This window comes from Streptococcus sanguinis SK49, from assembly GCF_000212815.1.
Classification (GTDB): Bacteria; Bacillota; Bacilli; order Lactobacillales; family Streptococcaceae; genus Streptococcus; species Streptococcus sanguinis_C.
Genome location: NZ_GL890986.1, coordinates 294,633 through 321,564, shown reverse-complemented (window position 1 = coordinate 321,564; position 26,932 = coordinate 294,633). Strand labels below are relative to the sequence as shown.

Here is a 26,932-nt window from a genome sequence, read left to right as displayed (position 1 = left end):
TAATACTATATGTATAAAACGCATCTTTTTAGTCTACAGGGGAGTTGGTTAGGAAGATAATGGGAGATTAGCTTTATACATTTTAGGAAAAAGGGGATTTATAAAGTGAAACGTTTTGAAAAAGTGCAGGAGCGAATTCAGAAATATTCGATTCGCAAATTGTCTGTTGGTGTGGGCTCAGTTGCCATTGCAGCTCTGATTTTTGGGAGCTCTTTGTCCAGTTCGACAGTTGCTGCAGATGAAGTAGGAGGCGGTGCGACTGCTCACTATACTTATGTTGAAGAGCAAGAGCTAACAGAGCAGGAAAAAGGTCTGATTAAGAAAGGTCTGCCTGAAAATCTGCAAACAGGGGAAAATTATTACCTGATTTATCGGAAGCAAGATGGGCAAGCTATCTTGCCGCGTACAGGAAATAATGGTCAGCCGCTTCTCGGCTTATTTGCGGGAACGGCTATTTTGGCTGTCTTGGTATTCTCACGAAAGAAATCTGGAAAATTACTAGGAGTGCTTTTGCTAGGTAGCTTGGGACAGACTCTATTACAGTCTCCTCAAGCGTTTGCGCTAGAAAATCGGGAACTGCTTTCCTATAACCGTCAAGTTTCGGTTTCGTCAGCAGTTTCTGAAGTGGATGTGACTATTGCAGGTTATAACTATATCGGTTACTTTACCGCTTCTGATTTGCGTACTTTGACAGAGACCAAGACAACCTCTTTGCCAGCTGGTCAAGAGGCTCAAGCGCAAGCAGAAGTGTCAGAAGCTGCAAAAGAGGATTCTGATTCTATTGATCGAGCTGCTCAGGCAGGGTTGCAGTATCAGTTGAATCCTGATGAAAGTGATTCTGGCCAGATAGGAAATCTTCCAACTCCAAATCCTAGTCCAGCTCCTCAGCCGTCAAATCCAACTATAGAAACGGCAAAAGGGGAAAGTTTACAAGAGCCCGCCTTGCCAGAGTACAGCGGTGCTGTGAACGGTGAGTCGCTAGTTCAAGCGGAAACTCCAGTCTATACTGCCCCAGTTGGTACAGTTGGAGACACTGCCTCAGTCGAGCCAGCCCTCCCAGAATACACAGGCGGAGTTAATGGTGAGTCGCTAGTTCAAGCGGAAACTCCAGTCTATACTGCCCCAGTTGGTACAGTTGGAGACACAGCCCCGGTTGAGCCAGCATTGCCAGAATATACAGGCGGCGTTAACGGCGAATCGCTAGTTCAAGCAGACAATCCAGTCTATGATGCTCCAGTAGCTACAGTTGATGATACAGCCCCAGTTGAGCCAGCCCTCCCAGAATACACAGGCGGCGTTAACGGTGAATCGACAGTTCAAGCAGACAATCCAGTCTATGATGCTCCAGTAGCTACAGTTAGTGACGTGGCTCCAGTTGAGCCAGCTTTGCCAGAATACACAGGTGGCGTTAATGGTGAGTCAACAGTTCAGCCAGAACAGCCTAGTCTACATACAGATATCAAGCTAGAAACGATTGAACCTCAAGTTGTCAACAAGACAGATGATAGCAAGTATCTTGATGAAGAGACAACTGTAGATGGAACACCAGGACAAAAAGAAATTGTAACCAGCTATGAAGTCTTGGACGGTAATCGCATATCAGAGCCACAAACAACTGAAAGAATCTTGCATGAAGCAGTTGATACAGTGGTCACTCGAGGTAGCAAGGCTCGCATCAATAAAGAAGAATTGAGCAAGCAGCTAGCTTTAGCAGCGGCTGTAGATCCTGCAGTTTACACTAATCAATCCTACCAGCAGCTGCAAGCAATTAAGAATATGGCTACGACGGTTTATCAAACTTCGTCGGGTCAAGATGAAGTAGATGCGGGTGTCAACCAACTCAAGCAGGCTTTAGCAGACTTATTGGCCCTTAAAGCAGCGCCAAATCTGACTGTTTCAGCAGTTAAGAAGGATGAATTGCAGAAATCAGTTCAGATTCAATACCAGCTGACGGATAGGGATCAAGCCTTTACTAGTGCTCATGTTCGTCTGAAGAAAGGTGGCCAGCTGATAGCAGAGCAGAACTTGACGGCAGGCCAGTTGACTGCTAGCTTCAGTGGTTTGGACTACTATACACCGTATAAGATTGAGACGATCCTGTCCTATGATTTAGGAAATGGCTCGGAAAGTCAGGAATTAGCTCAAGAGACAGTCCAGCTTGACCTAAAGAAGGTGGAACTCAAGTCCATCACTAATGTCTCCTTGATGAAGGTTGAGAATGGCCAGACAAAATTGATGCCTACTTTGGCTGAAAACCCAGCAAATCTGGACCAATATTATCTGCACTTTACATCCGACCAGTTCAAGGACACTGTCCTGCCAGTTACCTCTATCGAGGAAGTGGTCGTTGATAACCAGCCTGTCTTTAAGATCCAGGCTCAGCTGCCAGACTTGCTGCAAAGAAGCGCAACTGGTCTTCAAAACAGCTTTGATTTCTATCTGGAAAAGGCCAAGAAGCGTGAAGGAAATGTCTACTATGACTTCCAAGATCTTTTGGACGGTATCAAGGAAGATCCTTCTGGAACCTTTATTTTGGGCCGTAGTATCAGTGCCAAGCTGATTGACAAACCAGCCAACAGCAAGTCTTACCTACCAGGTGAGTTCAAAGGCCAGCTGATTGGTGGTCAAAATGGTGAGCGCCATGCGATTTTAGACTTAGCGCATCCTCTATTTGATACGATTACTGGCGGAACGGTCAAGGATATTGACTTTAAGCGAGTCAATATGGTTTATCCAGATTCGCAAGCGGGCGATACTATTGCGACAATTGCTGCTCGCTTGAAGAATAAAGGAGTAATCGAAAACGTCAATGTCCAAGGCTACTTGGAAGGAAGAGACCATATAGCCGGTCTGGTTAACAATATAGAAGGCCAATCTCGAGTTGAAAATGTCTCCTTTAAGGGCCGTATTAAGTCCAAGGGTGGAAACTCTGTCACAGCCGGTATCGCAGGCACCAACGCCATGTCCTTGGTAAGCCGAGCTTATGTCGAAGCAGATATTTGGGTCAAGAGTGGCCAAAATGCAGGTATGCTGGTCGCTCAAAACTTCACCAACTATTCAGGTGCAGGCTGGGGTAATTGGGGCAAGCTAACTCAGTCCGTTGCCAAAGGTAAGTTAGAGGATGCAGGCTCAAGAAATGCGGCTGGTATCGCTGCTTCCATTTGGCCGTATGGAACTATCAATGACACAGTCAGCTATGCCACAGTAGTGAACGGTAAAGAGCTCTTTAGCTCAGATAATGAGATTACCGATGCTTGGATGGGGCAAAAACTCCAAAACCTCTTTGGTGTTCAGGGACAAAGCTCTGGAACCAAGATAGGTAAAGATGCTAAGTTCCGCCGCTTGACAGAAGCTGAAGCGGAGCAAAAAGTCAAGAGCTATCAGATTACGGCTCTTGAGCAAAGCAGCGCAAATGAAGTAACGACTGAGAAACTAAATGCTGCTATTCTGAGAACAAGTACTTATCAAGACAAGCCAGGTTACAAAGTAGAAAATGAACAGCTTTATCAGAACCTCGAGCGCTTTATGCCTTTCTACAATCAAGAGTTCTTGATTCATGAAGCCAATAAGCTGGTGGATGCTGGTAAGGCAGGCGATCTGCTGACTAAGAAAGTCTTGGCAGTTCAAGCTCTGAAGGGTAACCAGTTTGTTGCTGGCGGAACGGATGCAGATAAGATCTTAGTCCATTTTGCAGACGGAAGCAAGATCATCTACAATCTTCAAAATCAAGCACGATTTGAAGAGACGGCTCTGCCGGAATATCAGATTGCAGAGCTTGGTACAGTCTATACTCCAAATCACTCAACGGCTGTCAAAGAAGACTTGCTGACTCAGCTGACTGAGAGCTTGAAGAGCTTTGAACTATACAGTGATGAAGTCTATCATTCTGTTGGTCTGCCTAATGATAATGACAAGGTCAACAAAGTGAAGCGCCTCTTCCTGGATGAATCTCTGGCTGAAGTGAAAGCCAACTTGCGGGATATGCTTGGTAAGCTCTTGGCCAATGAGTGGACAAGATTCCATGCTGATAATCCGGCAGCCAATGAAGCTCTGAAAGCTAAAATCGAAGAGAATAAGACGGCTATCATGCTCGGTCTGACCTACCTCAACCGTTATTACGATCTCAAGTTTGGCGACTATAACCTCAAGGAGCTGGTACTCTTCAAACCAGACTTCTATGGTGAAAAAGTACCATTGCTGGATCGCTTGATTAAGATTGGACGTTCGACAGAAAATCAACTGAAAGGGGCAGACAATGTCAATATGTTTGCGCGTCAGTTGAAGGCTGAGTCCAAGTCTAGTGATTTGGTGGCTTACTTGGATTACAACCGTCGCCTGCTGACTGACTTTGCGGACATGGATTCTTGGTTCAAGGATGCAACTCGAGGCTTTATTCAGTTTGAAGAGCGCCAGTCAGAAGTAGAGGAGATCAAGTCTGCTAAGTATCGCGTCTTTGACAATCTCAACTCTGAATATTTCAGCAATTATATCCTTCCGCTGCTAACCTTGAAGAATACGCGCTTAGCCATTCTGTCAAACTATAGCACGATGGCCTTTGTCAACAGAGACAAGCGCCGGTCATGGTCTGATGAACGATTTAATGCGCGCATCAAGGAAGTAGCGACCCAGCATCGAAATCACGTAGACACTTGGTACAAACTGCTCGCAGATGATATCAAGTCCAGAATGGTCAAGCAAAATGTAACGGCTGTATGGGATGGTTTCGATGTGGAAGGACGTGGCTGGATTGATGTCAACGGAAATGATAACAAGGGCAATCCTTATGCACCATCCCGCGAGTTCTTTAATCTAGTTGGCGGCAGAGCTGGTGGCTGGTACAAGTCAAATGGCTATGGTGCCCACGCTGCTGGTTCAATCCGTGTGAACTTCGAGGCCTTTGATCTCTTGACAGAATACGGTGTGTCCGTCTTCACGCACGAGCTTACCCACGTCAATGACAGAGATATTTATCTGGGCGGACATGGCAGACGACAAGGGATTGGACCAGAAGGCTATGCCCAAGGTCTGCTCCAATCGCCTGTTCCTGATCAGCCAGGCTGGGGTGCTCTGGGTCTCAATATGGCCTTTGATCGTCCAAATAATGGTAGTCTCATTTTCAATAGCTCGCCAAGTCTCTTCAAGAACCGAGCAGACATCGACCACTATATGAAGGGCTATAATGATACTCTCATGCTGCTGGATTACCTTGAAGGTCAAGCAGTTGTGGATAAAGGAAATGCAGCAGCTGCTAAATGGTTCAAGAAGGTTGAGCCGAAGGTTGTAGATGCTCGGACTCAATATGATGTCGTGAGAGAGTTGACGGCAGAAGAGAAAGCGGCCATGTCAGTTTCATCTGTAGAGGACTTGGTTGACCAAGGCTTGCTGTCTAACCGTGCGGTGGACAATCGAATTTATAACCCTGCTGACTACGACTCTAGTTACATTGCTATTGACTTTATGACAGGTATCTATGGCGGCGGTCAAAACAGTACTGGAGCGCCAGGTGCCTTGATGTTCAAGCATAATACCTTCAGAATCTGGGGTTACTATGGTTATGAAAAAGGCTTTGTAAGCTATGCTTCTAATAAACACCGTAAGACAGCCAATGAGCAAGGGGTGACTGGTTTGAGCGATAACTTTATCATCAAGCAAATTTCTGGAGGTGAATTTGAAACTATGGAAGCCTTCAAGAAAGCTTACTTCAGAAAAGTTGTGGATAAAGCACAAACCTCAGGTATTAAGCCAGTGACTGTCAACGGAAAAGTCTATAGTACTTATGAAGAGCTGAAAGCTGGCTTTGCAGAAGCTGTTGACAAGGATCTGAAGAAGTCTCGTGTCGATGAACGTGCAACCAAGGACTTCAAGTATGCTGTCTTTACGCAGTTGCTCAAGAATACCAACAGCTTTATGGATGAAAACTCCATTTGGGGTTCCTAAGAAAAAGTGTTTAATTGCCTACATGAGTAGCTGCAAATAATGACCTTTAGCAATATGTGATCAATAACCCATTTGAATTAGTTCTGTTTGTGTCGTCACTGACAGTCTGATTCAGATGGGTTGTTTTGTTGCATAATGGCAAGTCAAAGTGCAGATTATCCCTATTTCTTATACAATATTTTTCGAAAAATCTGTCCCCGGACAGTTCCTGCTTTTAGGGCTTGCTGGGGGCTTTTTTTCCTGCTAAAATAAACACATGACACGTTATAAAGCGATTATTTCCTATGATGGCTATGGCTTTGCTGGCTTTCAGCGACAGCCCCATGCCAGAAGCGTTCAGGAAGAGATTGAAAAGACCCTGACCCGTATCAATAAAGGCCAGCCTGTGGTGATTCATGGAGCGGGCCGGACCGACAGCGGTGTCCATGCTCTGGGCCAGGTGCTGCATTTTGATTTACCAGAAGAGCGGGATGAAGAGAAATTGCGTTTTGCCTTAGATACTCAGACGCCGGAAGATATTGATTTTATCAGGGTGGAGCAGGTATCGGATGATTTTCATTCTCGCTACAATAAGCACAGCAAGACCTATGAATTTTTGGTGGACATCGGCCGACCTAAAAATCCTATGATGCGCCATTATGCTACGCATTATCCTTATCCTTTGGAGCTGAGTCTGATAGAAGAAGCAATTGCTCAGTTAGAGGGGACGCATGATTTTACAGGCTTTACTGCTTCGGGGACCAGTGTGGAAGACAAGGTTCGGACCATCACCGAGGCTAAGGTTCGTTATGATGCAGAGCGTAAATTTCTGGTCTTTACTTTTTCAGGCAATGGCTTTCTCTACAAGCAGATCCGCAATATGGTCGGTACCTTGCTCAAGATTGGCAATAAGCGCATGCCGGTGGAGCAAATTCAGAGGATTTTAGCGGAGAAAGATCGCCATCTGGCAGGGCCAACAGCCGGTCCAAACGGCCTCTATCTAAAGGAGATTCGTTATGAAGAATAAGTTGATTTTAGCCCTTTCGGGCAATGATATTTTCAGCGGCGGAGGACTGCACGCTGATTTGGCTACCTATACAGTCAATGGCCTGCATGGCTTCGTAGCTGTGACTTGCCTGACAGCTATGACTGATAAGGGATTTGAGGTCATTCCAGTTGAGGAAGAGGTTTTTGCCCAGCAGTTGGCCAGTCTCAAGGATGTTCCTTTTTCTGCTATTAAGATAGGACTTTTGCCCAATCTGCAAATAGCAGAGCAGGCTTTGGCTTTTGTCAAGCAGCATGCGGATATACCAGTAGTCCTGGATCCTGTTCTGGTCTGCAAGGAAAATCATGACTTGGAAGTCAGTGCGCTGAGAGAGGAAATCATTAAGTTTTTCCCTTATGTCAGCATCATCACGCCAAATCTGGCAGAAGCTCAGCTATTGACCCAAAAAGAAATCAAAAGTCTGGAGGATATGCAGGCTGCAGCCAAGGAACTCTATGATTTGGGGGCCAAGCATGTGGTGATTAAGGGCGGCAATCGCTTGAGCAAGGAGCGGGCGGTGGATGTTTACTATGACGGTCAAGATTTTGAGGTCATGGAATCGCCAGTGCTGGCCAGCAACAATACCGGAGCGGGCTGCACATTTGCTTCCAGCATTGCCAGTCAGCTGCTTATCGGCAAGTCTCCACTTGCAGCAGTTCAATTGTCTAAAGATTTTGTTTACCGAGCGATTCAGAGCTCAGATCAATATGGGGTAGTTCAGTATGAGAAATCATCAAGTTAAAAAATTAATTATCTTAGCTTTCATCACAGCTCTATCTGTGGTTTTGGGGAATTTTTTAAAAATCCCAACTCCGACAGGATTTTTGACACTGCTGGATGCAGGGATTTATTTTACAGCTTTCTACTTTGGTCGCAAGGAAGCAGCTATTGTTGGAAGTCTTTCAGGCTTTTTGATTGATATGATTGCTGGCTATCCTCAGTGGATGATTTTCAGTCTGATTTGCCACGGACTTCAGGGGTTCTTTGCTGGCTTTGAGGGCAAGAGTCGCTATCTTGGTCTGGTCTTGGCCGCAGCGGCTATGGTTGGTGGCTATGCCCTCTTTGGTAGTATCATGAATGGTGTCGGGGCTGCCCTAGCCGAAATCTCAAGTAATTTTATGCAGAATGCATTTGGTTTAGCAGTTGGATTTGCTCTTTACAAAGCTTTCCCGGAGAGTTTGAAAAAGGCAGTCGCAGTGAAATAAACGAGGTGAGACATGGACTTAGCTAAGATTGGAGCAGACACTCGTCAGATTGTTCTAGATGTTTTGGACAAGGCTGCCTTGGTCGAGGGGGATATTTTTGTTTTGGGTTTATCCTCTAGTGAGGTTGTCGGAGGCCATATCGGTCAGAATTCCAGTCTGGAAGTCGGACAGGTCATTGTCAAAACCATACTGGATATCTTAGAAGAGGAAGGTATCTTTCTAGCAGTTCAGGGATGTGAGCATCTCAATCGCGCCCTCGTAGTCGAAAGAGCCTTGGCGAACAAGAAGGATTTGGAGATAGTCAATGTTCTGCCTACTCTTCATGCTGGAGGCAGCGGTCAGCTAGCGGCTTTCCAATACATGAAAGATCCTGTCGAGGTAGAGTTCATTGTCGCTCAGGCAGGGCTGGATATTGGCGATACTGCTATCGGCATGCATGTCAAGCATGTGCAGATTCCTATCCGACCGATTCTCAAGGAATTGGGAGCTGCCCATGTCACAGCTTTAGCCAGTCGTCCCAAGCTAATTGGCGGCGCTAGAGCGGCCTATACAGAGGATAAGATCAGGAAGGGATAAAAGGAAAAATAATTTTGAAAAAAACTCTAATTATGCTATAATGGGTTGTATTCAATAAATTTTAAGGAGAAATGACAGAATGTCTGTATCATTTGAAAACAAAGAAACAAATCGCGGCCTTTTGACTTTTAGCATCAGTCAAGAGAAAATCAAGCCAGCCTTGGACCGTGTATTTAACTCAGTAAAAAAAGATATTGCTGTACCAGGTTTCCGTAAAGGTCGCCTTCCACGTGCTATCTTCAACCAACGTTTTGGTGAAGAAGCCCTCTACCAAGATGCTTTGAACGCTCTTCTTCCAGAAGCATACGAAGCGGCTGTCAAAGAAGCAGGTATCGAAGTAGTTGCTCAGCCTCAGTTTGATGTCGAGTCTATGGAAAAAGGTCAAGACTGGGTCATCAAAGCTGAAGTAGTCACTAAGCCAGAAGTTAAGCTGGGTGCTTACAAAGACTTAGAAGTAACTGTTGAAGCTACTAAAGAAGTGACTGACGCTGAAGTAGATGAGCGCATTGAGCGTGAGCGTAACAACTTGGCTGAGTTGGTTCTTAAAGAAGGTCCAGCAGCTGACGGTGATACAGTTGTGATTGACTTTGTTGGATCTGTTGACGGAGTTGAATTTGACGGCGGCAAGGGCGATAACTTCTCACTTGGACTGGGTAGCGGTCAATTCATCCCAGGATTTGAAGAGCAGTTGGTTGGCCACAGTGCAGGTGAAACAGTGGACGTTGTCGTAACCTTCCCAGAAGACTACCAAGCAGAAGACTTGGCAGGCAAGGAAGCTAAGTTTGTGACAACTATTCACGAAGTTAAAGAAAAAGAAGTTCCAGCATTGGACGACGAACTTGCAAAAGACATCGACGAAGAAGTTGAAACTCTTGACGAGCTGAAAGAAAAGTACCGCAAAGAATTGTCAGAAGCTAAGGAAACAGCTTATAAGGATGCGGTAGAAGCAGCAGCTATTGATCAAGCAGTAGCAAACGCTGAAATCGTTGACTTGCCAGCTGAAATGGTCCACGAAGAAGTACACCGCGCTGTTAATGAATTCTTGGGCAACATGCAACGCCAAGGAATCTCACCTGACATGTACTTCCAAATCACTGGAACTACTCAGGAAGATCTGCACAAGCAATACGAAGCAGATGCTGAGTCACGCACTAAGACAAACCTTGTCGTAGAAGCAGTTGCTAAGGCAGAAGGTTTTGAAGCTAGCTCAGAAGAAATCGAAGCAGAAGTAACTTCATTGGCTTCAGACTACAACATGGAAGTAGAACGTGTTCGTCAATTGCTGTCAGAAGATATGCTAAAACACGACATTGCTATCAAGAAAGCTGTTGAATTGATTACTAGCACTGCGAAAGTGAAATAAGCTTCATCATTCAAAATGAGATTATTTGAAACTAGTGTACAGATGCACTAGTTTCTTTTTGTACTTGTTCCGTGATTTTTCCTGGATTTTCTTTTGACGAAAATAGAAATTTATCGTACAATAGAAAGTAGCGAAAAATTGCAAGAGGGCGACAAGCCTTTACTTAATCTTAAAGGAGATCAACTTTGGAATTAGAAGTATTTGCTGGACAGGAAAAAAGTGAGCTTTCTATGATTGAAGTGGCGCGTGCCATTTTGGAAGCCCGCGGCCGCGACCATGAGATGTATTTTAATGATCTGGTCAATGAAATTCAAAACTATCTGGGAAAATCAAACAGTGAGATTCGTGATGCTCTGCCTTTATTCTACACAGAACTCAATGTAGACGGCAGCTTTATTCCGCTGGGGGATAATAAATGGGGTCTGCGTTCATGGTATGCCATCGACGAAGTGGATGAAGAGATCATCGCCTTGGAAGAGACTGATGAGGACGATGCACCTAAGAAACGTAAGAAGAAACGCGTCAATGCCTTTATGGATGGCGACGAGGATGCCATTGACTACAGCGATGACGATCCAGAAGATGAGGACGGCTACGAAGCAGATCCAGCTCTCTCATACGATGAGGAAAATCCAGACGATGAGAAGAATGAAGTGGAAGCTTATGATGCTGAAATCAACGAAATCGCTCCGGATGATCTTGGTGAAGAAGTCGAACTCAACGAAGAAGATGACGACTACTCTGACGAAGACACGGAGACCGAAGAGGAAGAATAAATCAACCAAAAGAAACAAGGGGCGAAATCCTTTGTTTCTTTTAATATTCCTTGAAATATAAGTTCGGAAGGTGTAGAATACTAATAAAATTTAACAAAGAAAAGATGGAGGTATGCTGCTATGAAATTTGTCATTGATAAGAGTCTGGGTGATTTAGGCATTAAGAGTGTCGTTATCGGGATTGCCAAGAATGTCAATCCTCATGCAGAACTGTCACCCTCATTTCTAAAAAAGAAAAAGGGAATGGAAGACTGGGCTCTGGCTTGCGACTTGGATGAGGTGCTTGAGTCGCCAGTGGTTCAAGGTTATATAGAAATACTCCAGCGCGTAGGTCGCAGTGTCAAGAAAAATCCTCCGACGGTTCCTGCTCTGATTCGCAATATCCAGCACCGAGGCTCGCTCCCTCATATTAATAGCATTATTGATATTTATAATGTCGAAGCCCTGCATTCTCTACTGGCTATTGGTGGGCATGATTTTGATAAGATTGATGGTCAGATAGAATTCACTGTAAGCCAAAAGGAAGATGTTTTTCTGCCTATTTTGTCCAAGGAGAAGCATGTTGCCAAGACGGACTATGTCTATCGGGATGCCAAAGGCATTTTGGCTTGGCTGGATGTTCGTGACAGTGAGTATTATAAGTTTGATGAAGAGACCAAGGATGCCATTTTCATCATTCAGGGGAATGCCAATACCTCTGTCGAAATGCGTCTGGAAGCCTTGGAACGAATCCGACACGATTTAGCAGAGTGCATGCCTGATGTAGAATTCGAAACACATGTCATCAGTATTGGTGAAAATGGATGAAAACCAAATGAAATCATTTGACAATTTTTTAGGTTTGCGATATGATACTGTTCGGGCACCTCTTTTAGAGGTCAGAGCTTCCTGTGTTCAGGGAGCTATTTTTCTTTTTCAGACAGATTATGGAAAATTCTCCTCTAGATAAGTTTCCAGCAACGACGTGGTTGCTGGAATGAATAGTTTTATGAAAAGGAGCACGTATGTCAACTAAATATATTTTTGTCACCGGCGGTGTGGTTTCTTCTATCGGGAAAGGGATTGTGGCAGCCAGCTTGGGTCGGCTTTTGAAGAATCGCGGTCTCAAGGTTACAATTCAGAAATTTGACCCTTATATCAATATTGATCCCGGTACCATGAGCCCTTACCAGCATGGGGAAGTGTTTGTCACAGATGATGGAGCCGAGACGGATCTGGATCTGGGGCATTATGAGCGTTTTATTGACATCAATCTCAATAAATACTCCAATGTCACCACTGGTAAAATCTACAGCGAAGTCCTACGCAAGGAGCGTAAAGGCGAGTATCTGGGGGCGACGGTTCAAGTCATTCCGCATATTACGGATGCTCTCAAGGACAAGATCAAGCGGGCAGCGCGGACGACGGACTCGGATGTGATTATCACAGAGGTCGGTGGCACAGTGGGCGACATCGAGTCTCTTCCTTTTTTAGAAGCTTTGCGCCAGATGAAGTCGGACGTCGGAGCAGACAATGTCATGTATATCCATACGACCCTCCTGCCCTATCTCAAGGCGGCTGGCGAAATGAAGACCAAGCCGACTCAGCATTCTGTCAAAGAGCTGCGCGGTCTGGGGATTCAGCCTAATATGCTGGTCATCCGTACAGAGAAGCCGGCTGGACAAAATATCAAAAATAAGCTGGCTCAATTCTGTGATGTGGCGCCGGAGGCGGTCATTGAGTCGCTAGATGTGGAGCATCTTTACCAAATTCCTCTCAATTTGCAGGCGCAAAAGATGGACCAAATCGTCTGTGATCATCTGAAGCTGGATGTGCCGGCAGCGGATATGACTGAATGGTCAGCCATGGTAGAGAAAGTGATGAGTCTGGAAAAGCAGGTCCGTATTGCTCTAGTCGGTAAGTATGTTGAGTTGCCAGATGCCTATATTTCAGTTGTTGAAGCGCTCAAGCATGCCGGCTATGCCAATGATGCGGAAGTTAAGATTGACTGGATTGATGCGAATCAGGTAACGGCTGAAAACGCCGCAGAGCTTCTTGGAAATGCGGATGGGATTATCGTTCCGGGTGGCTTTGGTCAGAGAGGAACTGAGGGTAAGGTTCAGGCAATCCGCTATGCGCGTGAGCAGGATGTGCCTATGCTGGGCATTTGCTTGGGTATGCAGCTAACCTGTGTCGAATTCGCCCGTCACGTCCTAGGGCTGGCAGATGCCAACTCAGCAGAGCTCAATCCAGACACAGCATTTCCGATTATTGATCTCATGCGTGATCAGATTGATGTCGAAGACTTGGGTGGAACGCTGAGGCTGGGGCTCTATCCTTCTAAGCTTAAGCCTGGCTCTAAGGCAGCAGCGGCTTACGACTATCAAGAAGTCGTGCAGCGCCGTCACCGTCATCGCTATGAGTTTAACAATGATTTTCGCGAGCAGTTTGAGGCGGCCGGATTTACATTTTCAGGAGTTTCACCAGACAATCGCTTGGTCGAAATAGTGGAAATCCCAGAAAATAAATTCTTCGTGGCCTGTCAGTATCACCCAGAGCTTTCCAGCCGACCGAATCGACCTGAAGGTCTTTATACGGCTTTTGTCACCGCAGCGGTAGAAAAGAGTCAGGAGAGATAGACTAGTTTTGTCTGACCTAAGCGACTTTTCTAGAGAAATGTTATAATGAAAACAAAAGGAGGGAAGAAGATGTTTCTAAACATTTTAGCTAGTATTCGTACTAATAATTTTCAAGATGAGCACTGTATAGAAAAAATCCAGGCTCTCTGGCAGGAACAAGAGGAAGCGGTGAAAGAAGCTTTTGCCCAAGGGGAACCAGTCTATGCCGTCTATCATGACTATGCCAGTGATTACAAAGGAGACTACAGTCTCTCTATCTGTCGTTTGACAGATGGGGAAGTATATGATTTTGATACATCCGAGCAGACCTATCAAGTATTTGAGGCTGATAAGGAGGATCCGCAAGCAATTCTTCATGCTTGGCAGAGGATTTGGCAGGCAGAAGAAACAGGTGAGCTTCATCGAGACTACACTATTGACTTTGAAAAATACGATCCCGACCAAACGGTGGCTGTCTTTGTTGCGACTCAGCAGCACTGAGTTTTCTGTGTTCCGTCCTTAGCTTCATTTTCGCTTAGATTTCCCAATTTTGTTGATTGAGTAGAAAGTTGATTTTTTGAAATAAAGTCAAAAATTTTCTTGACAAGCCTTAGCTGTCCTGTTATACTAGTAAGGTACTCAATCGCGGGGATGGCGGAATTGGCAGACGCGCAGGACTAAGGATCCTGTGACCGCTTTAGGTCGTGAGGGTTCAAGTCCCTCTCTCCGCATCAAGTAAGCTGGCTTCGGTCAGCTTTTTCTTTTTGCGATAGGTACGCTTAAAAAGGCTAAGCGTCTCCCTGCAATTCTTTAAAATTTCAGGAAAAACTAGCAATTTTAGTGAAAAAGTGATAAAATAAACAATGTAAGTGGTTTAACCACAAAAAATAAGAGGAGGCCTGATAAGAATGGCAATCGTTTCAGCAGAAAAATTTGTCCAAGCAGCTCGTGACAATGGTTACGCAGTTGGTGGATTCAACACAAACAACCTTGAGTGGACTCAAGCTATCCTGCGTGCGGCAGAAGCAAAGAAAGCACCAGTGCTTATCCAAACTTCAATGGGTGCTGCTAAATACATGGGTGGCTACAAAGTTGCTCGTAACTTGATCGCTAACCTTGTAGAATCAATGGGCATCACTGTACCAGTTGCGATTCACTTGGACCATGGTCACTACGAAGATGCACTTGAGTGTATCGAAGTTGGTTACACTTCTATCATGTTTGATGGTTCACACCTTCCAGTAGAAGAAAACCTTAAATTGGCTAAAGACGTTGTTGAAAAAGCACACGCTAAAGGTATCTCAGTAGAAGCTGAAGTTGGTACTATCGGTGGTGAAGAAGACGGTATCATCGGTAAAGGTGAATTGGCTCCAATCGAAGACGCTAAAGCAATGGTTGAAACTGGAATCGACTTCTTGGCAGCAGGTATCGGTAACATCCACGGCCCTTACCCAGCAAACTGGGAAGGTCTTGACCTTGACCACTTGAAGAAATTGACAGAAGCTCTTCCAGGCTTCCCAATCGTATTGCATGGTGGTTCAGGTATTCCTGATGACCAAATCCAAGCAGCTATCAAACTTGGTGTTGCCAAAGTTAACGTTAACACTGAATGCCAAATCGCATTCGCTAACGCAACTCGTAAATTTGCTCGCGACTACGAAGCAAACGAAGCAGAATACGACAAGAAGAAACTCTTCGACCCACGTAAATTCTTGGCTGACGGTGTAAAAGCCATCCAAGCATCAGTTGAAGAACGTATCGACGTATTCGGTTCAGAAGGTAAAGCATAAGAAGCTTGATATATTTTTAAAAAAGTTTATCCGAAAGGATAAGCTTTTTTGTATTATGATAATTGGACAAGTAAAGAATAAATAATATTTTTCTTACAATCTAATAAAATAATCTTGACAGACTAGATGATGAGGAGTAAAATATTAACCAGTTAATTAACTGGTTAATTAGTTTGGTAAGTTGTTAAAAATTGGGTTTCTTCTATATTTTATAGAAAAAATATTTAGATGATTTCTTTGGGGGTATATTATGAGTTAATTGTAAATTGTGATAGGTTTTAGCGAATTCTATGTAATCAAAAAAGAAAGTGATATTCAATGGAAAAAAATAAGAAATACTTAACAGGAATTGTTGTCATTGCTACTGTGGGTCTTTTTGCTCATCAGTTAGGTTATTATCAGGCAAACAGTTCGATTAAAAAATCCAATCGAGTTAGCTATATTGATGGTAAGCAAGGTGTTCAAAAGTCTGAGGAGTTAACGCCTGACGAAGTAAGCAAAAAAGAGGGGATTAACGCGGAGCAGATTGTTATCAAAATTACTGATCAGGGTTATGTCACTTCTCATGGTGATCACTATCATTATTATAATGGGAAAGTTCCATATGATGCGATTTTCAGCGAAGATCTTTTGATGAAAGATCCCAACTATCAACTTAGGACTGAGGATATTGTCAATGAAGTCAAGGGTGGATATGTTATCAAGGTTAATGGACAATATTATGTTTATCTGAAAGATATAGCTCGTGCGGATAATATTCGCAGTAAGGAAGAGATTAATCGTCAAAAACAGGAACATGGTCATAATGTTACGAAAATAAGCAATGAAGTAGCAACAGCTAGAGCTCAAGGCCGTTATACAACAGATGATGGCTATGTTTTTAATGCTTCAGACATTATTGAGGATACGGGAGATGCGTATATTGTACCTCATGGTGATCATTTTCACTATATCCCAAAGAGTGATTTGTCGCCTAGTGAGCTAGCTGCAGCTCAAGCTTACCTATCAGGTAGAGGAAAAGTAGCTAGTACTGTAGTCAGCCGTTCGTATAATAATGGAAGCAGTGGCTGGATACAGACACAACCTACTTTTACTCAAATTTCAAACAACTATCAACCGAGTCAAGGAGAAGATGTTAAGAGTCTCCTTCAGCAACTTTATAATCTTCCACTTAGTCATCGTCATGTTGAATCAGATGGCTTGATCTTTGATCCAGCACAAATTACTAGTCGAACACAAAATGGAGTAGCAGTGCCGCATGGTAATCATTATCACTTTATTCCTTATACACAAATGTCGGCATTGGAAGAAAAGCTTGCTCGGACAATTCCTCTTATAAGTCAGCCTAATAAACCTATGTTAGGATTGACACCTTATAGACCTATACCAACTCCATCTCAACCAGCTTTAAAACCGATTCTTCCTCCAAAGTTAAATTTGGAACATGCGGATTCATTGGATAAGGATTTAATCCAGCAGGTCGTTAGGAAAATAGCTGGCGGTTATGTGCTAGAGGATAAAGGAGTGTCCCGCTATCTTTTAGCTAAAGACTTGCCTAAAGAGATTATTACAGCGATTGAAAATAAATTGGCGAAGCAGAAAAGCATATCTCATGTCCTGCAAGCTAAGAAAGAATCAGTTGAACCGAAAAATCAAGAATTTTACGATAAAGTATATGGTCTTCTGAGTCAGACCCATCAGCAATTACTAGAAAATAAGGGACGTTTGTCAGATTTTCAAGTCTTGGATGATTTAGTCAAGCGTTTAAATGATGAGACAAGTGATAAGGTGCAATTAATTGATGACTTATTAGCATTTCTTGCGCCTATCAATCATCCAGAACGTCTCGGCAAAGCAAATTCACAGATTGAGTATACTGAAACCGAAGTTCGAGTAGCCCAGCTGGCTGACAAATATACGACATCTGATGGATATATCTTTGATGCCCGGGATATTATCAGCGACGAAGGAGATGCTTATGTAACCCCTCATATGGGACACAGTCACTGGATAGGAAAAGATAGTCTTTCAGCTAAAGAAAAAGCAGCTGCTCAGGCGTATACTAAAGAAAAAGGTCTTCTTCCACCTGCACCAACAGATGATTCCAAAGCCAATCCAAGTGGAGAAAGTGCAGCTGCGATTTATGAACGTGTTCAAGGAGAGAAACGGATACCGCTCGTTCGTCTACCTTACAATGTTGAGCATACTGTAGCAGTTAAAAATGGTAATCTGATTATCCCTCATAAGGATCACTACCACAACATCAAATTTGCTTGGTTCGATGATAAGACTTACCGAGCTCCTAATGGCTATACATTAGAGGATTTATTTGCAACTATCAAGTATTATGTTGAACATCCAGATGAGCGACCACAGTCTAGCGATGGATGGGGGAATGCAAGTGATCATGTTTTAGGTAAAAAAGATGACAAGGAGGATGCTGTTAGCCCAGAGAAACCTCAAGAAGAAGTTGAAGAGGAAACACCAACTGAGCCAGAAGTACCTCAAGTTGAAACTGCTAAAGTAGAAGCTAAGTTGCAAGAGGCGGAAGACTTACTTGAAAAGACGACGGATCCAAGTTTGAAATCCAATGCAACTGAGACCTTAACAGGATTGCGAAATAATCTTAATTTAGGGACTATGGATAATAATAACATCATGGCAGAAGTAGAAAAATTGCTAGCCTTGCTGCAATCTGCTTCTTCAGCTTCTGTGTCAAGTACAGAAGTAACTGATTAGCTGAGGTGAAGGAGTATTGTATGAAAAAAAGAACTGCAGTATTACTAGTGCTGAGTATACTAGCTTTGATGCTGGGAGCGTGTACTCAGAAAGAAGAACAACAAGCTAAAGGTTTGAAGATTGTGACCAGTTTTTATCCGGTTTATGCCATGGTTAAAGAAGTATCTGGTGATTTGAATGATGTTCGCATGATTCAATCTAGTACAGGGATCCATTCATTTGAACCATCGGCTAATGATGTAGCTGCTATCTATGATGCGGATGTTTTTGTCTATCATTCACATACCTTAGAGTCGTGGGCGGGGAGCTTGGATCCAAATTTGCAAAAATCTAAGGTGAAAGTACTTGAAGCTTCCGAAGGAATGCCCCTGGAACGTGTACCGGGTTTGGAAGACGTGGAAGCTAGCGAAGGAATCGATGAAAAAACTCTTTATGATCCTCATACATGGCTAGATCCTGAAAAAGCTGGTGAAGAAGCGCAGATTATTGCGGATAAGCTATCTGAACTCGATAAAGAACACAAGGAAATATATCAAAAAAATGCTAAGAAATTCATTTCTAAAGCTCAAGAATTGACCAAAAAATACCAACCAATCTTTGAAAAGGCTAAGCAAAAGACTTTCGTCACTCAACATACTGCGTTCTCGTATTTAGCAAAGCGGTTTGGTTTGCAGCAGCTAGGTATTGCAGGGATTTCTCCTGAACAAGAGCCAAATGCAAGGCAGCTTACTGAAATTCAAGAATTTGTGAAAACCTATAAAGTTAAAACGATTTTTACCGAAAGCAATGCATCGTCGAAAGTGGCAGAAACGCTCGTCAAGTCAACAGGTGTCAGGCTAAAAACTCTCAATCCTTTGGAAGCAGATCCTCAAAATGATAAAAACTACCTAGAGAATCTAGAAGAAAACATGAGTATCTTGGCTAAAGAATTGAAATGAGAAGGTAAAGCATAATCTAGCTGAACAATACAAAACAGAAACCTGCCCGTAAGGGTGGGTTTTTTGGTGTGTGATAAAATATGATAATTATTTTTGAATTTCCTATGTTAGTTTGATAGTAAAAGTGGTAGTATAGTGAGGAGATAAGATTCTGTTTTTCCTGAGTTAGGTGGGGAAATGGTCTGTAACATGAATTGAATGATAGGATATTGAGAAACGTATGGCAATGATAGAAGTAGAGCATCTTCAGAAAAATTTTGTGAAGACAGTTAAGGAACCAGGTTTGAAAGGAGCTTTGCGCTCCTTTATTCATCCCGAAAAGCAGACCTTTGAAGCGGTCAAGGATTTAACCTTTGAGGTTCCAAAAGGGCAGATTTTAGGTTTCATCGGGGCCAATGGTGCTGGGAAGTCAACAACCATCAAAATTCTGACCGGGATTTTGAAGCCCACTTCTGGTTTGTGTCGAATCAATGGCAAGATTCCGCAGGATAATCGCCAAGACTATGTCAAGGATATTGGAGTGGTCTTCGGGCAAAGAACCCAGTTGTGGTGGGATTTGGCTCTGCAAGAGACTTACACGGTCTTGAAAGAGATTTACGATGTGCCAGACGCGCTCTTTCACAAACGTATGGACTTTTTGAATGAAGTCTTGGATTTGAAGGACTTTATCAAGGATCCCGTGCGGACTCTTTCACTTGGTCAACGGATGCGGGCGGACATTGCGGCTTCCTTGCTCCACAATCCCAAGGTTCTCTTTTTAGATGAGCCGACCATTGGTTTGGATGTTTCGGTCAAGGACAACATTCGTCGGGCCATTACCCAAATCAATCAGGAGGAAGAAACAACTATTCTCTTGACCACTCACGACTTAAGTGATATTGAGCAACTTTGCGATCGGATTTTTATGATTGACAAGGGGCATGAGATTTTTGATGGAACGGTTAGCCAGCTCAAGGAAACCTTTGGTAAGATGAAGACACTTTCCTTTGAACTGGTGCCAGGGCAAAGTCATCTTGTCTCTCACTATGAAGGCTTGCCTGATATCACTATTGAAAGACAAGGAAATAGCCTCAACATTCAATACGATAGTTCACGCTACCAGTCAGCTGATATTATCAAGCAAACCCTGTCTGATTTTGAGATCCGTGATTTGAAGATGGTGGATACGGATATTGAGGATATTATCCGTCGCTTCTACCGAAAGGAGCTCTAAGATGGTCAAATTGTGGAGACGTTATAAACCCTTTATCAATGCAGGAATTCAGGAGTTGATTACCTATCGAGTCAACTTTATTCTCTATCGAATTGGCGATGTCATGGGTGCTTTTGTCGCTTTCTATCTCTGGAAGGCAGTCTTTGATTCGTCGCAAGAGTCTTTGATTCAGGGCTTCAGTATGGCGGATATCACCTTCTACATCATCATGAGTTTTGTGACTAACCTTTTGACCAAGTCGGATTCTTCCTTTATGATTGGAGAGGAGGTCAAGGACGGCTCCATTATCATGCGCTTGCTGAGACCAGTGCACTTTGCGGCCTCTTATCTCTTCACCGAGCTTGGTTCCAAGTGGTTGATTTTTGTCTCTGTCGGCCTCCCATTTTTAAGTGTCATTGTTTTGATGAAAATCTTATCTGGGCAAGGCATTTTAGAAGTGCTGGGATTAACTGTCATTTATCTCTTTAGCTTAACGCTAGCCTACCTGATCAATTTCTTCTTTAATATCTGTTTTGGATTTTCAGCTTTTGTTTTTAAAAATCTATGGGGCTCTAATCTGCTCAAGAATTCTCTGATTGCCTTTATGTCGGGGAGTTTGATTCCCTTGGCTTTCTTTCCTAAGATTGTTTCAGATATTCTGTCCTTTTTGCCTTTTTCATCCTTGATTTATACTCCGGTCATGATCATTGTTGGGAAATACGATACTAGTCAGATTCTTCAGGCTCTTTTCTTGCAGTTGTTTTGGCTTTTAGTGATGGTGGGCTTGTCTCAGTTGATTTGGAAAAGAGTCCAGTCATTTATCACCATTCAAGGAGGTTAGTATGAAAAAATATCAGCGCATGCATCTGATTTTTATCAGACAATACATCAAGCAAATCATGGAATATAAGGTTGATTTTGTGGTTGGTGTTTTAGGTGTCTTCCTGACCCAAGGCTTGAACCTCTTGTTTCTAAACGTACTCTTTCAACATATTCCTTCCTTAGAGGGCTGGACCTTTCAAGAAATTGCCTTTATCTATGGATTTTCCTTAATTCCCAAGGGATTGGACCATCTCTTTTTTGACAATCTCTGGGCACTGGGGCAACGCTTGGTGCGCAAGGGAGAGTTTGACAAATACCTGACTCGTCCTATCAATCCACTCTTTCACATCCTAGTTGAAACCTTTCAGATTGATGCCTTGGGCGAACTTTTGGTTGGTGGAATCCTTCTGGCAACAACGGTCACCAGTATTAGCTGGACCTTTCCCAAATTCCTGCTTTTCCTAGTCTGTATTCCTTTTGCGACCTTGATTTATACTTCCTTAAAAATAGCGACAGCTAGTATTGCTTTTTGGACCAAGCAATCAGGCGCTATGATCTACATTTTCTATATGTTCAATGATTTTGCCAAGTACCCGATTTCGATTTACCATTCGCTTATCCGTTGGTTGATTAGTTTTATTGTGCCTTTCGCCTTTACGGCCTACTATCCAGCTAGCTATTTCTTGCAGGAAAAGAATGGACTCTTTAATATCGGAGGTTTGATTCTAGTTTCCCTTGTTTTCTTTTTCATTTCGCTCAAACTCTGGGACAGGGGCTTAGACGCCTACGAAAGTGCAGGATCGTAAGATAGAAAATATGTTTAGTCCTAAAGCTTAAAACAAGAAAGGATTTGAAGATGATAGTAATTGAAGAAGTGAAGGAAGAAAAACAAAAGATGATAGCGGTTAGCGAAGTTTTAAAGGATTTACCAGAATGGTTTGGAATATCTGAAAGTACACAAGCTTACATTGAAGGAGCTAAGGATTTGCAAGTTTGGGCTGCCTATCAGGAGAGTGATTTGGCTGGCTTTGTAAGCTTATCATACTCTAGTGAAGATTGTGCTGAGATTGACTGCCTAGCTGTTAAAAAATTCTATCATAGAGCGGGAATTGGCAGTCAACTTCTAGAAGTTTTAGAAAAATCTGCTCGTCAAAAAGCATCCTATCTGCAAGTAAAAACGGTAGCACCAGGTCATTATCCTACTTACGACAGGACTAATGCTTTCTATCATGCTCAGGGCTTTAAAAAGTTAGAAATCTTTCCTGAACTTTGGGATAAAAGCAACCCTTGTTTGATTTGGGTTAAAAAATTGTGAAATTTTCCCTTGACAAAAAAGCTCAAGATGCTAAAATAAAAGGGAAAAGGCGCCGATTTAGCTCAGTTGGTAGAGCAACGCACTCGTAACGCGTAGGTCACAGGTTCGATCCCTGCAATCGGCATCTTAATTTGGAAGCTTAAAGGCTTCTTTTTTCTTTGCTTATGCTAGAAATTTTTGTTGTCTGGGGTAAATATACTTTCTATCATCTCTTATAAACCACTTACCGGTCAAAATTGACCACTTACTGAAAAGGCCTTGTTTCTCGGGAGTTTCTTGTTATAATAAAGATAAGCAGATGGAAAGGAGAGTCTATGAACATTCGGATTGAATTAGATCAGAGTTTGGATGAAACAGAAATGGTGATAAAAGTTTCGCGGCTGGATGAGCGGATTCAGCGTATCCAGGAAGCTCTGGAAGAAACGGCGACTCCATCCATTCTTTTCTATAAGGAAAGCAGTGAGTACTTTCTTGATTTAGCGGACATTCTCTTTTTCGAGACGGACGGCAGCAAGATTTTTGCCCATGCCCGCAATGATGCTTATGAGGTCAAGCTAAAGCTCTATGAGTTAGAAGAGATTCTGCCCCGTTATTTCTGTCGGATTTCTAAGTCCACCATTGCCAATATCAAGGCAATCTATGCTTTGGATAAGTCCTTTTCAGGAACGAGCACTGTCCAGTTTTACAATACCCATAAACAGGTGCATGTGTCTAGGCATTATTATCAGTTAGTAAAAGAAAAGTTAAGTGAAGTGAGGTAATTATCATGAAAAAAACAATTTTTGGAATCGGCTTTCTAGTCTTGGCAGCTTGGGTTCTGCTGCAGGGGAATTTTGGGATTCCTGCCTTCAATTTTAATATTTGGCCCATGCTAGTAGTTGCAATGTTCGCCTATTTCGCCTTGGAAAATTTCTTAGAAAGAGACTTTGGTACTGGGCTTATCATGGCAGTTATTGCGCTGATTATTGCCAATGCCGTTTACCACTTTTTAGCTATTTCAACAGGAACCTTGGTTTTGGGTGGTATTCTGGCTTGTATTGGTCTCAATATGATTTTCAAGCCCCAGCGCATTTTTAAGGGGCGTATCTTCTCGGCTGCCTCTTCTTCCTCAAAAGATGATATTGCTTTTGGCAGTGGCACGCGCTATATCAACTCAGATAACTTCACCTATGAAAAGTTAGACTGTGCTTTTGGAAGTGCATCGGTTTATTTTGATAATGCGACTATCGAAGGGGACTCAGCAACTTTTGAAGTGGATCTATCTTTTGGCAGTGTGATGCTTTATGTGCCCAGTGACTGGCGTGTAGAGCTGGATGTAGATAATGCCTTTGCCTCTGTCTATAATCCTCGCAATGTCAATGAAAAGAGAAAAACTCTCTATGTCAGAGGCGATGTATCTTTCGGCTCTTTGAAGATTAGCTATGTTTAGGAAAACGGATTAATTTCGAAAGTTTGGACAAATGTACTTGTCAAACGTCAAGTTTTTTGGTAATATAGGAAGGTATGTGGTGCTAGCACATCCGTAATATTAGATCTAATAGGAGGAAACACGATAATGGCTAAAGTATGTTACTTTACTGGTCGTAAGACTGTATCAGGAAACAACCGCTCTCACGCGATGAACCAAACAAAACGCGCTGTTAAACCAAATCTTCAAAAAGTTACTGTTTTGATTGACGGTAAACCTAAAAAAGTTTGGGCTTCAGCTCGTGCCCTTAAATCAGGTAAAGTTGAACGCGTTTAATCTTTATTTCAAAAGGATGGAATTTTCCATCCTTTTTTTGCTTTGAAATTTCCGCCTAGACAGTTGATTTAGACCCTTCCTCTTTTACACCCTGTATAAAATATGGTAGAATAAACTATAAAATACTTTTGAGGTACAAATTATGACTGTGAAAATTAATACAAAAGATGGTCAAATTGAGCTGACTGATGATGTGATTGCGACAATCGTCGGTGGTGCAGCGACTGAAATTTTTGGTGTAGTTGGCATGGCCAGCAAAAATGCAATCAAGGATAATTTTCAAGCCCTTTTAGGAAAAGAAAACTATGCTAAGGGCGTGGTTGTGAAAGCGACTGATGAAGGTGATATCGCAGTTGATGTCTACACTGTGTTAAGCTATGGAGTCAAAATCAGCGAAGTTTCCAAAAACATCCAAGAGCGTGTTAAATTCAGTTTGGAAAACAAGCTCGGAATTACTGCCCATGCAGTGAATGTTTATATCCAAAATATTAAAGTCGTAGGAGAATAATCGTGGCAAATATTACTACTAGTTTATTCCAAGAAATGGTGCAGGCAGCATCTACTCGCTTAAATAAACAGGCTGAATATGTAAATTCTTTGAATGTCTTCCCAGTTCCAGACGGAGATACAGGTACCAACATGGGCATGACCATTGAAAATGGTGCTAAGGAAGTGGCAGACAAGTCTGCTTCAACAGTTGGCGAAGCGGCAGGTATCTTTGCGAAAGGTCTTTTGATGGGTGCGCGTGGTAACTCAGGCGTTATCACCTCCCAGCTTTTCCGCGGTTTTTCTCAAAGTGTGAAAGAGCATGAAGAGCTGACTGGTGAAGATCTTGCTCTGGCCTTTCAGTCTGGTGTAGAAGTGGCTTACAAGGCAGTTATGAAGCCGGTTGAGGGAACGATTTTGACTGTTTCTCGCGGTGCGGCTATTGGTGCCAAGAAGAAAGCTGAAGTCACTAATGACGCTGTAGAAGTTATGAAAGCGGCTCTTGAAGGAGCAAAAGCTGCTCTGGCTAAGACACCTGATATGCTGCCGGTTCTGAAAGAAGTCGGTGTTGTGGACTCTGGCGGTCAAGGGCTTGTCTTTATCTATGAAGGATTCTTGTCTGCACTTACAGGCGAATATATCGCATCTGAGGACTTTGTGGCGACACCTGCGACCATGTCTGAGATGATCAATGCTGAGCATCATAAGTCTGTAGCTGGCCATGTGGCAACAGAAGACATTACTTTCGGCTATTGTACAGAAATCATGGTGGCTCTCAAGAAAGGACCAACCTATGTAAAAGACTTTGATTATGATGAGTTCCGCAACTACCTCAACGATTTGGGAGATTCCCTGCTGGTAGTCAACGATGATGAAATTGTCAAAGTCCATGTCCATACCGAAGATCCAGGACTGGTTATGCAGGAAGGTCTCAAGTATGGTAGTCTGGTCAAGGTCAAGGTTGACAATATGCGCAACCAGCACGAAGCGCAGGTTGAAAAGGAAGAGCGCTCAGCTAAGCCGGCTCAAGAAAAAGAGTTTGCGATTATCGCTGTAGTGGCTGGTGATGGTCTGGCTGAAATCTTTAAGGCTCAGGGAGTTGACTATATCATCTCTGGCGGGCAAACTATGAACCCATCAACGGAAGACTTTATCAAAGCTGTGGAGCAAGTCAATGCTCGTAATATTATTATCTTGCCAAATAATAAAAACATCTTCATGGCAGCCCAATCAGCAGCAGAAGTGATTGAACAGCCTGCAGCTGTTATTGAGACTCGCACGATTCCTCAAGGTTTGACCAGTCTCCTAGCTTTTGATGGCGGCAAGACTATCGAGGAAAACCAAGAGCGTATGACTGCAGCCTTGGCAGAAGTAGTCAGCGGCAGCGTGACGACTGCGGTTCGCGATACGACGATTGATGGCTTGGAAATTCATGAGAATGACAACCTCGGTATGGTGGATGGTAAGATTGTTGTTTCTAATCCAGATATGCTGGCAACTTTGAAAGAAACGTTCAGCAAGATGCTCAATGAAGACAGCGAGATTGTCTCTATCTATATCGGTGAAGATGGCAGCGAAGAGTTGGCTAGCAGTCTTGCTCAAGATTTGATGGAACAATTCGAGGATGTCGAAGTAGAAATTCATCAGGGCAGTCAGCCGGTTTATCCATATATTTTTAGTGTTGAATAATACTATAGTCTAACGATTCTTGGATTTGACTTTTAAATTTTATAATAAAAAAAGGCAAAGGAAGCTTTCCTGCAGCCTTTTTTGTTTTTTTTAAAAAAATATTTAGACAAATTTATGGTATTATGCTATACTATGGTATATAATTATAGAAAAAGGTGTATAATGAGAAAATTATTAATAATATTTTCAACGGCTTTATTCCTATTGACAGGATGTTCTATGGCAGAACATCGTTCTGATAGTGAGTCTGTAAAGCAGTCTAGCCTGCAAATTGATTCGTCATCAAAATCTTCTGGAGAAGTTGAGATAACAAGTAAAACCTTAGTAGGAGATGTTCAAGGGGTTCATCATCGTGATACGGTAACCTATCAAGGGAAAAAGATTCTTAGTTTGCACATGGAAATGCAGACAGACTTACCGCAAGATATAGCATTATCATACGCTGAGTTATCTCCTGAAGAAATGACAACTCGTATTCAAGAAGGAATAAAACAAGATCCTCAGATTGCTGAATTACTAGCAATCGATGGTTTTAAATTAGTCTACTCTGTAACAGCGGAGAGAAAGTTTCAAACAAATGTTGAGATGGATTTTCAAAAGCTTACAAAGGAACAAATAGATAAAATTTCAAGTAAAAAAGAGTTGGGCTTAGGAGACTTTAAAGATTTTACACCGGAAAGAGTTATTTTAGGACTGAAAATGAATGGTCTGAAAGAAGAATAGAATAAAAACGAGGTAA

The 26,932-nt window shown here is 42.8% G+C and carries 23 protein-coding genes and 2 tRNA genes; all 25 read left to right on the top strand.

Annotated elements, in window-relative coordinates; translation table 11 throughout:
* The first annotated feature begins 105 nt into the window (after positions 1 to 105).
* The 25 genes from HMPREF9380_RS01775 to HMPREF9380_RS01895 all read left to right on the top strand — a co-directional run bounded on the left by HMPREF9380_RS01775 (position 106) and on the right by HMPREF9380_RS01895 (position 26,916).
* On the top strand, positions 106 to 5,937 hold the full coding sequence (locus tag HMPREF9380_RS01775; protein ID WP_004193356.1) for a ZmpA/ZmpB/ZmpC family metallo-endopeptidase: 5,832 nt from the start codon (positions 106 to 108) through the stop codon (positions 5,935 to 5,937).
* Positions 5,938 to 6,193: 256 nt separating this feature from the next.
* The gene (truA, locus tag HMPREF9380_RS01780) at positions 6,194 to 6,943 is read left to right on the top strand and encodes a tRNA pseudouridine(38-40) synthase TruA (protein ID WP_004193355.1); all 750 of its coding nucleotides are present in this window, start codon (positions 6,194 to 6,196) and stop codon (positions 6,941 to 6,943) included.
* A complete protein-coding gene (locus HMPREF9380_RS01785; protein ID WP_004193354.1) occupies positions 6,933 to 7,703 on the top strand; it encodes a bifunctional hydroxymethylpyrimidine kinase/phosphomethylpyrimidine kinase in 771 nt (256 codons plus the stop codon). Before truA ends, HMPREF9380_RS01785 begins: the two co-directional genes overlap by 11 nt.
* Positions 7,684 to 8,166 carry an ECF transporter S component gene (locus HMPREF9380_RS01790; protein ID WP_004193353.1) on the top strand — a complete coding sequence of 161 codons (483 nt, stop codon included), beginning with the start codon at positions 7,684 to 7,686 and terminating at the stop codon, positions 8,164 to 8,166. Before HMPREF9380_RS01785 ends, HMPREF9380_RS01790 begins: the two co-directional genes overlap by 20 nt.
* 12 nt (positions 8,167 to 8,178) lie before the next feature.
* The gene (locus HMPREF9380_RS01795; RefSeq protein WP_004193352.1) at positions 8,179 to 8,742 is read left to right on the top strand and encodes a TIGR01440 family protein; all 564 of its coding nucleotides are present in this window, start codon (positions 8,179 to 8,181) and stop codon (positions 8,740 to 8,742) included.
* A 79-nt stretch (positions 8,743 to 8,821) separates the two neighbouring features.
* On the top strand, positions 8,822 to 10,105 hold the full coding sequence (gene tig / locus HMPREF9380_RS01800; RefSeq protein WP_004193351.1) for a trigger factor: 1,284 nt from the start codon (positions 8,822 to 8,824) through the stop codon (positions 10,103 to 10,105).
* 185 nt (positions 10,106 to 10,290) lie between these two features.
* A complete protein-coding gene (gene rpoE, locus HMPREF9380_RS01805) occupies positions 10,291 to 10,881 on the top strand; it encodes a DNA-directed RNA polymerase subunit delta (RefSeq protein WP_004193350.1) in 591 nt (196 codons plus the stop codon).
* Positions 10,882 to 11,001: 120 nt separating this feature from the next.
* The gene (locus HMPREF9380_RS01810; protein WP_004193349.1) at positions 11,002 to 11,688 is read left to right on the top strand and encodes a B3/B4 domain-containing protein; all 687 of its coding nucleotides are present in this window, start codon (positions 11,002 to 11,004) and stop codon (positions 11,686 to 11,688) included.
* 197 nt (positions 11,689 to 11,885) lie between these two features.
* The gene (locus tag HMPREF9380_RS01815) at positions 11,886 to 13,499 is read left to right on the top strand and encodes a CTP synthase (RefSeq protein WP_004193347.1); all 1,614 of its coding nucleotides are present in this window, start codon (positions 11,886 to 11,888) and stop codon (positions 13,497 to 13,499) included.
* A gap of 69 nt (positions 13,500 to 13,568) precedes the next feature.
* Positions 13,569 to 13,979, top strand: a complete 411-nt coding sequence (locus HMPREF9380_RS01820) for a GyrI-like domain-containing protein (protein ID WP_032907697.1) — start codon at positions 13,569 to 13,571, stop codon at positions 13,977 to 13,979.
* A gap of 144 nt (positions 13,980 to 14,123) precedes the next feature.
* Positions 14,124 to 14,209 (top strand) — tRNA-Leu (locus HMPREF9380_RS01825).
* 177 nt (positions 14,210 to 14,386) lie between these two features.
* On the top strand, positions 14,387 to 15,268 hold the full coding sequence (locus HMPREF9380_RS01830; RefSeq protein WP_002893690.1) for a class II fructose-bisphosphate aldolase: 882 nt from the start codon (positions 14,387 to 14,389) through the stop codon (positions 15,266 to 15,268).
* A gap of 318 nt (positions 15,269 to 15,586) precedes the next feature.
* Positions 15,587 to 18,007: a pneumococcal-type histidine triad protein gene (locus HMPREF9380_RS01835; RefSeq protein ID WP_004193345.1), complete on the top strand. Its 2,421-nt coding sequence runs from the start codon at positions 15,587 to 15,589 to the stop codon at positions 18,005 to 18,007.
* Positions 18,008 to 18,027: 20 nt separating this feature from the next.
* The gene (locus tag HMPREF9380_RS01840; RefSeq protein WP_004193344.1) at positions 18,028 to 18,945 is read left to right on the top strand and encodes a metal ABC transporter solute-binding protein, Zn/Mn family; all 918 of its coding nucleotides are present in this window, start codon (positions 18,028 to 18,030) and stop codon (positions 18,943 to 18,945) included.
* A 220-nt stretch (positions 18,946 to 19,165) separates the two neighbouring features.
* Positions 19,166 to 20,158: an ABC transporter ATP-binding protein gene (locus HMPREF9380_RS01845; RefSeq protein ID WP_004193343.1), complete on the top strand. Its 993-nt coding sequence runs from the start codon at positions 19,166 to 19,168 to the stop codon at positions 20,156 to 20,158.
* Between the two features lies 1 nt (position 20,159).
* Positions 20,160 to 20,978, top strand: coding sequence for an ABC transporter permease (locus HMPREF9380_RS01850; RefSeq protein ID WP_004193342.1), 819 nt, complete (start codon positions 20,160 to 20,162; stop codon positions 20,976 to 20,978).
* 1 nt (position 20,979) lies between these two features.
* Positions 20,980 to 21,765: an ABC transporter permease gene (locus tag HMPREF9380_RS01855; RefSeq protein WP_004193341.1), complete on the top strand. Its 786-nt coding sequence runs from the start codon at positions 20,980 to 20,982 to the stop codon at positions 21,763 to 21,765.
* A 50-nt stretch (positions 21,766 to 21,815) separates the two neighbouring features.
* Positions 21,816 to 22,274 carry a GNAT family N-acetyltransferase gene (locus HMPREF9380_RS01860; RefSeq protein WP_004193340.1) on the top strand — a complete coding sequence of 153 codons (459 nt, stop codon included), beginning with the start codon at positions 21,816 to 21,818 and terminating at the stop codon, positions 22,272 to 22,274.
* A 51-nt stretch (positions 22,275 to 22,325) separates the two neighbouring features.
* Positions 22,326 to 22,398, top strand: a tRNA-Thr gene (locus tag HMPREF9380_RS01865).
* Between the two features lie 190 nt (positions 22,399 to 22,588).
* Positions 22,589 to 23,035 (top strand): LytTR family DNA-binding domain-containing protein, encoded by a 447-nt coding sequence (locus HMPREF9380_RS01870; RefSeq protein ID WP_002893678.1) that lies wholly within the window; start codon positions 22,589 to 22,591, stop codon positions 23,033 to 23,035.
* Positions 23,036 to 23,040: 5 nt separating this feature from the next.
* Positions 23,041 to 23,703, top strand: coding sequence for a LiaF transmembrane domain-containing protein (locus HMPREF9380_RS01875; RefSeq protein ID WP_004193338.1), 663 nt, complete (start codon positions 23,041 to 23,043; stop codon positions 23,701 to 23,703).
* Positions 23,704 to 23,829: 126 nt separating this feature from the next.
* On the top strand, positions 23,830 to 24,018 hold the full coding sequence (rpmB, locus tag HMPREF9380_RS01880; RefSeq protein WP_001140948.1) for a 50S ribosomal protein L28: 189 nt from the start codon (positions 23,830 to 23,832) through the stop codon (positions 24,016 to 24,018).
* A gap of 142 nt (positions 24,019 to 24,160) precedes the next feature.
* Entirely contained in the window at positions 24,161 to 24,526 is a 366-nt protein-coding gene (locus tag HMPREF9380_RS01885; protein ID WP_002893676.1) for an Asp23/Gls24 family envelope stress response protein, read from the top strand.
* A gap of 2 nt (positions 24,527 to 24,528) precedes the next feature.
* Positions 24,529 to 26,193, top strand: a complete 1,665-nt coding sequence (locus HMPREF9380_RS01890) for a DAK2 domain-containing protein (protein WP_004193336.1) — start codon at positions 24,529 to 24,531, stop codon at positions 26,191 to 26,193.
* 114 nt (positions 26,194 to 26,307) lie between these two features.
* Entirely contained in the window at positions 26,308 to 26,916 is a 609-nt protein-coding gene (locus HMPREF9380_RS01895; RefSeq protein WP_328270650.1) for an SP0191 family lipoprotein, read from the top strand.
* The last annotated feature ends 16 nt before the right edge of the window (positions 26,917 to 26,932 follow it).